The sequence below is a fragment of the Rhizobacter sp. genome, assembly GCF_031412075.1.
Lineage (GTDB): Bacteria > Pseudomonadota > Gammaproteobacteria > Burkholderiales > Burkholderiaceae_C > Rhizobacter.
In genome coordinates, this window is record NZ_JANOCG010000552.1 from 1 (window position 1) to 6425 (window position 6425).

Annotated in this window: 7 protein-coding genes; 1 reads left to right on the forward strand and 6 read right to left on the reverse strand. The window is 63.9% G+C overall.

Annotated features, from left to right (window positions below; genetic code table 11):
* Positions 1-275, forward strand: a 275-nt coding sequence (locus RMO40_RS20540) for an alpha/beta hydrolase (protein WP_489660210.1), incomplete at its 5' end; no start/stop codon positions are given.
* A gap of 210 nt (positions 276-485) precedes the next feature.
* Here the strand turns inward: RMO40_RS20540 and RMO40_RS20545 are convergent.
* The 6 genes from RMO40_RS20545 to RMO40_RS20570 form a co-directional block, all read right to left on the reverse strand.
* Complete coding sequence (locus RMO40_RS20545; RefSeq protein WP_309725328.1) at positions 486-1838, reverse strand: methyltransferase domain-containing protein; 1353 nt, start codon at positions 1836-1838, stop codon at positions 486-488.
* A 190-nt stretch (positions 1839-2028) separates the two neighbouring features.
* The gene (locus tag RMO40_RS20550; protein WP_309725330.1) at positions 2029-2976 is read right to left on the reverse strand and encodes a glycosyltransferase; all 948 of its coding nucleotides are present in this window, start codon (positions 2974-2976) and stop codon (positions 2029-2031) included.
* A gap of 15 nt (positions 2977-2991) precedes the next feature.
* Positions 2992-4074 carry an aminotransferase class I/II-fold pyridoxal phosphate-dependent enzyme gene (locus tag RMO40_RS20555; RefSeq protein WP_309725332.1) on the reverse strand — a complete coding sequence of 361 codons (1083 nt, stop codon included), beginning with the start codon at positions 4072-4074 and terminating at the stop codon, positions 2992-2994.
* Positions 4071-4481 (reverse strand): FdtA/QdtA family cupin domain-containing protein, encoded by a 411-nt coding sequence (locus tag RMO40_RS20560; RefSeq protein ID WP_309725333.1) that lies wholly within the window; start codon positions 4479-4481, stop codon positions 4071-4073. The genes RMO40_RS20555 and RMO40_RS20560 overlap by 4 nt, the downstream gene beginning before the upstream one ends.
* A gap of 122 nt (positions 4482-4603) precedes the next feature.
* The gene (locus RMO40_RS20565; protein ID WP_309725336.1) at positions 4604-5917 is read right to left on the reverse strand and encodes an MBL fold metallo-hydrolase; all 1314 of its coding nucleotides are present in this window, start codon (positions 5915-5917) and stop codon (positions 4604-4606) included.
* A gap of 5 nt (positions 5918-5922) precedes the next feature.
* The coding region (locus RMO40_RS20570) for a methyltransferase domain-containing protein (RefSeq protein WP_309725338.1) at positions 5923-6425 on the reverse strand (503 nt) is incomplete at its 5' end.

Below are 6425 nucleotides of genomic sequence, written 5' to 3' on the forward strand. Positions count from 1 at the left end.
TCCGCTGGGGCTGGCTGCCGGTGTCGCCCTTCATCACGCAGCGTTTTGACGCCGCCTCGCGCATCGCCGAGGTGGGCTCGCCGGTGCTGGTGGTGCATGGGAGCGAAGACACGCTGATCCGCCCCGCGCTGGGTCAAGGCCTGTTCGAGCGGGCACGCGAGCCCAAGCGCTTCGTGCTGGTCGAAGGGGGTTCGCACCACAACACCAACGCCGTAGGCCAGCCGCTCTACCGGCAGGCGCTGGCCGATTTGTTCGGGCTGCAAGCCACGCCCTGACGCCGCACAGTGGTACAACCGTGGCCCCGCCGTCAAGGCAACCACCATGAGGTTCACATGAGCGCAGACAAAGACCGTGCCGTCCGCAGGCAAAAGCAGAAACGTGCGAAAGACTTGAAGAAACAGGCCCGCCCGCAGCCGGCCAAGAAGGCCGCAGCCTGAGGCAGGCATGCCGTCATTCCCGCCTGGGGGCGGGAATGACGCGAGGTGTCAGGCCGGGACGGCCCGCACCACGTATTGCAGGGGCAGCGCGTCTTGCACGGCCTGCTCGGGCGACTGGCCCATGGCTTCGGCCATCGCGCGAATGATGGGCAGCACACGGTCGCGGCCCGGCTCGTTGAAGATGCGCGGCTTGCCAGCATCGATGCGGAACCCGGCGTTCTGGAACATCTCGAGCATGGTCACGCGGGTGAACCAGCGCAGGTGTGTGCGGTCGAGCAAGCCCCCATCGGTGTAGCGGAAGTCGCCCACGCTCAAGCGGGCCTGCAGGCTCCAGTGTTGTGCGTTCGGAATGCTGGCCACGATGCAGCCGTCGGTCGGCATCACCTTGCGAATGCGTGCGAGCAAACGCCACGGGTCGCGCAGGTGCTCCAGCACGTCACCGAACACCCAGCAATTGCGGCTGGCGAGTTCGGCCAGCTCGTGGTCGGCCATGCGCTCGACGTCGAGGGCCATCACCTGGCTGCAATGGCGCCTGGCGATCTCGGCGGCGGTGGCGTCGAATTCGATGCCCCAGTAGTCGCAGTCGGCGTTCACGCCCTTGAAGGCCTGGGCCAGCGCACCGGTACTGCAGCCCACTTCGAGCACCTTGCTGGCGCCGGGTGGCATCAGCGCCAGCAGGTCGTGGTTGTATGACTGCGGGGCGGCTGCGACCGTTTGTTCGCGCTTGCGCTTTTCCTGCGCCTCGGCCATCCACTCTTCAAGGTGATAGCCGCCAGTGGCGCTGACGGTGCCGCGGCCGATGTGGTCGATGAAGATGCGGGTCGTGCCGTCTTTCAGGTCATTGCCCACCCAGTCGACGTTGCGCAGCAGGCTCGACATGCCGGCGTCGTGCAAGGCGCGCATGGCATCGATCATCGGCGCGCCGTGCTTGATGGGCATCGGCCACTCTTTCATCACCTCGATGTTGCACAGCATGCACGGCGGGTGCATGTAGTGGATGGCGCCGTAGCCGTATTCGATGTCGAAGCCGTCGCGGTTGACGTATTGAACCGTGCCCACGCCGTAGTCGGTGGGTTGCAGCTGCTCGTGCAGCGACTCGAGAAAGCCTTCGCGCACGATGACGATGTCGGAATCGAGAAACAGAACCGGCCCTTTAAGACCGAGGTTCTGGATCGCCCACGCCAGACCGGGGCCGTGGTGGATGTTGTAGCCAAAGGCATGAAGATGGACGCTCTCGAAACCCTCGACCACTGTCTTGATCTTGGCCGCCGGCTCGGCGTCGGAGCCGTCGATGACATAGATCGGGTTCGGGTAGAACTTGCGAAACGACGCCAGCAAACCGAGGATCAACTCAGGCGAGTTATAGGAGACGGTCACCACCGGAATGTCATGTGTGTTCATGTTGGGCTCTTTGACAAAACTGACACGAAAGACAAACGCTGTCTTGATGGGTGACATACATCAGCTGCACCCCAGGTCCGTTCGGGCTGAGCCTGTCGAAGCCGGCGCAGTGCGCGGCGCACCCCTTCGACAGGCTCAGGGCGAACGGAGTGCGGCTGAGGTATATGGCTCAACAAGCAGCCGAAACGCATCACCGCTGAACAAAAGCGCGCCACGCTTCAAGAAACTTCGCCTCGGCTGCAGGGGTGGCCTTCGCGAGCTCGGGCATCAGCGCGCAAAACGGCGCCATGTCGGCCTCGTTGCCGTAGCGCATGGGCACCACCGGGCACAGCCCGGCCATGCAGTTTTCAAACTGGGTTTGTGTGATCTGCCCGATGCGCCGCCCGGCGATGGCGAGCGCCAGGTAGGCCAGGTGCGCCAGCTTCATCGGCCGGCCCATCGGGTCGGCCGAATGCTGCTGGGCGCTGGTGCGAAAGTAGCCGAGGTGGTCGTTGATGTAGGCCACCGGCGCGCGCAGGCTGGCATTGAGAAACGCACCCAGGTCTTCGAGGCCGGTGTAGGCGATCGACTCGATGCGCGGGTCGCTCACGATGTCGGCCATGTCGGCGCGCAGCACCACGTTGGAATACTCGCCCAGCCAGTTGGAGCTGATTGCCGCCGTGGTGGCAAACAGCACACCCGCGTCGAGCGCCAGGATGCGATTGCTGTTGGTGTTGATGATCCCGGGCACGGGCAGGTCGCGCAGCGGCACGCCGGTTTCGGTGGCCGTCCAGCGGCGGCTGATCGAGCAGCTGATGCGCCCCGAGGCGTGCGCATGCAGGTGGCGTTCGTAGAACGGTGGGTAGATGATGTCGTCGTCGAGCAGCAGGTGGAACAGCTCGGTCTCGCCGTTCCACACCTTCATCAAGTGAAGAAAGTTGTTGTACGCGCCGCTGCGTGGGCCGGGCACCACGCTCACGTTCAGGTCGGCGATCATCGACTTCAGCGGCTCGCTGTTGAGCGTGGCCACAAAGGCCTGGTCCGGGCTGTCGTCTGAAAAAATGACGCGGTCGGGCTTGACGGTCTGGTGGCGCAGCGAGGTCAGCAGCTCCACCAGGTACTTGGGCTTGTAGGCCGGAACGAGCGTGGCGATTTTCATGCGTCTTGTTTTGAATCAGCCGCGCACGGCATCGGCCACGGTGCGCACCTCGGCGGGGGTGAGGTAGGGCGAGATCGGCAGGCTCAGCACCCGCGACTGCATGTGCTCGGCGATCGGCAACGATGGCCATTGGGTGCCGGCATACGCCTTCTGCTGATGGCAGGCGATGGGGTAATGCACCTGGCTGCCCACCTCGCGCCGCGTGAGCTGCGCTTGCAAGGCCTCGCGCTGCTCGCTTTGCACCACCATCAGGTGCCACACCGGCTCGGTGTCGGCCAGCACGGTGGGCAACACCACGGGGGCGCCACGCAGGGCCTGCAGGTATTCGGCGGCGAGTGCGCGGCGGGTGGCGTTTTCGCTGTCGAGGTGCGGCAGCTTCACGCGCAGCACGGCGGCTTGCATTTCATCGAGGCGCGAGTTCACGCCGGGAATGTCGTGGCGGTACTTCACGCTGGAGCCGTAGTTGCGCATCTTGCGCAAGGTGGCGGCCAGGGTGTCGTCGCTGGTCGTGATGGCGCCGCCATCGCCCAGCGCGCCGAGGTTCTTGCCGGGGTAGAAGCTGAAGCCGGCGGCATCGCCCAGGCTACCGGTGCGCCGGCCCTTGTAGCGTGCGCCGTGGGCTTGGGCGGCGTCTTCGATCACACGCAGGCCGTGCTTGCGCGCGATGGCGTTGATCGCGTCCATGTCGGCCGGCTGGCCGTACAAGTGCACCGGCATGATGGCGCGCGTGCGCGGTGTGATGGCCGCTTCGATCAGCGCCGGGTCGAGGTTGAAGGTGCGCGCATCGGGCTCCACCGGCACCGGCGTGGCACCGGCCTGGCTGACTGCCAGCCAGGTGGCGATGAAGGTGTTCGACGGCACGATGACTTCATCGCCCGCACCGATGTCATAAGCCCGCAGCACCAGGTGCAAGGCGTCGAGGCCGTTGGCCACGCTGATGCAGTGTTTGGCGCCGCAGTAGTCGGCAAACTCGCGCTCGAAGGCTTCGGTTTCCTGGCCGAGGATGTACCAGCCCGAGTCGATGACACGCTGGATGACCTGGCGGATGCCGGCTTCGTGCGGCGCGTTGACGCGCTTCAAGCTCAGGAACTCGATCATTTGCACCACCTCGCTCGCATGAATTCGGCGTAGTCGCGGTAGTAGTCCGACTCTTCGTACTTGGTCGAGGCCAGCACCATGCACACCGAGCCCGACGAGAAGTTGTCGAGCTCGCGCCAGATCATCGGGCAGACATACAGCCCGTTGTAAGAGCGGCTCATGTGCACGCGCTTCTTGTCCTGGCCGTCGTCGAGCACCACGTCGAAACTGCCCGACATGGCGATGATGAACTGGTGCAATTCCTTGTGAGCGTGGCCACCGCGCTCAGAACCACCGGGCACGTCGTACAGGTAGTACACGCGCTCGATGCCGAAGGGAATGTGACTGTTCGACTCCACGAAGGTCAGGTTGCCGCGGGGGTCCTGAATCTTGGGAAGCTCGAGAATCTGGCAACGTTCGATGCTCATCTGGGTACCCGTTTTGATGGTTCGACTGTGCCGCAGGCCGGGCCAGTGCAATCCGTCAAATTGGCGCGCTTTTGGCGCCCATCCCGGCGAGCGAGTGCTCATGCCCGGGAAGAACGGGGAACTCAGATGACGGTGCTGGTCAGGCGCAGAACGTCCTTGCAGTAGATGTTGGGCTCGCGCCGCAGAGTGAAGCGGCGCATGCCGATCACCTCTTCAAAACGACCACCATTGAGCCAGGTGCCCGAAGCAATCGGGTCGAGCTTGAAGTGGTGGTAGGCCATGTCGCCACAAAACTCGTCGACCCAGCGGGCGCGGTGGTGCAGGCAGTCGATCTCGACGCGGGAGCGTTCGCCCAGGTAGTTCAGCTCCACCAGGATCACGTTTTCCAGCCGCTCGGTGATGCGGCCCACCTTGTCATTGAGGTTGTCAATGAAGGCTTGTTTGTCGATGGGTTGCCAGCGGGTGTCGTTTTGTTTGACCGGCCGCTCTTGCAAGAAGGCGTCGGCCAGCGCGCGGTAGCTGCCGCCGTCGAACTGCTGGCCGATGGTGATGGACAAGCCTTTGCCGGCCGGGGCGCAGTGGTCGCCCGCCAGCATGGGCTTGACGGCGTCGGCCACATCGGGCGCCGTCTGGGCCGCGTATTCGACAAATTCGATGGGGGTTTTGACGGCGAGGTTGATGTCGGAGAAGGCGCTGCCGTCGTCCAGCAGCAGGTTGGCGCCGAACGGGATCATCAGCTTGGGTTGCAAGATGCGGATCGAGTTGAGGCAGTCGTCCATGTACATGTTGACCAGCCGGTCACCTTCGGCCTGCTTCTCGGCGGCCTGGCCTTCGCCGTATTCCAGCAGGAAGGGATACCAGTGGATGTAGGCGTAAGGAATGCACGCCACATCGATGCTTGGCCCGACGCGGGTGAACTTCTTCAGCGACTCGGGCTGGAGGTAGTTGTCGTTGCCGTGGTAGACGCAAAACGCGTCGTTGTAGACGATGGCCGAGGAGTCGATGCCGTTGCTCTCGTGCAAGACGCCATACATGTGCACGCCGTCGAGGATCTCGGTCACGGTCTCGGGCTCGACGATCAGCAGGTTCTTGACGCCGTTGTGCTGCAGGTCTTCGATGAACGAGGGGCGACCGCCCACGACGACGATCCTCGCCTTGCCGTCGAGCGCCTTCAGGTACTCGAGGTCGTAGTGATCCTGGTGGATGTGCGAAACGACGACCGCGTCGACATCGAACACGCTGCGGTCGGCCACCTGTGCCGGAAAGAACGCCCAGGAATCGGCGTACGGCTTGGACAGGATCACCGGGTCGAACAGGATCTTCTTGCCACCGAACACAGCCAGCACCGAGGCGTGGCCCATGTAGAACAGGCCGTTGCCCTGGCCATGCTCTCGGTAGAACTGCTGCAAGCCGGCATGCACGGGCATCGACACCATGGGTTTCACCCTGCGCGCTTGGTCGCGACGAGGCCCACGTTCGCCAGCAAGTGAGGCGGCAGCTGAGCCGAGATGTTGGTCAGCGCCTTGATCAGGTCAGGGTTCCAGCCGACCATCATGCTGTTGGGCACGACCTTCACGAAGTAGCCAAAACGCTCGGCAATGTCGAATCCAGCGTCTTCGAAGTGCGCGGCCAGCTGGTCGAGCGTGAACACACGCTGGTGGCCCACGAGCACATCGCGCGGCGAGAGCGAGTCGTTCTTTTCCTGCAGGCCCAACAACACCCACAGCTCGCGGTGCAGCGACTGTGCATTGGGCACCACGGCAATCACCTGGCCGCCCGGGGCCACCCAGTCGTGCATCTTGCGGATCACGTCACCGGGCTGGTCAACGTGCTCCAGCACGTGCAGCGACAAGACGTTGTTGAACTGCCGCGTCGGCGTGAAGTTCTCGAAATAGGAGCAATTCACCTTGAGCTTGCTGCCAAAACGCTCGCGCGCGTTGTCGC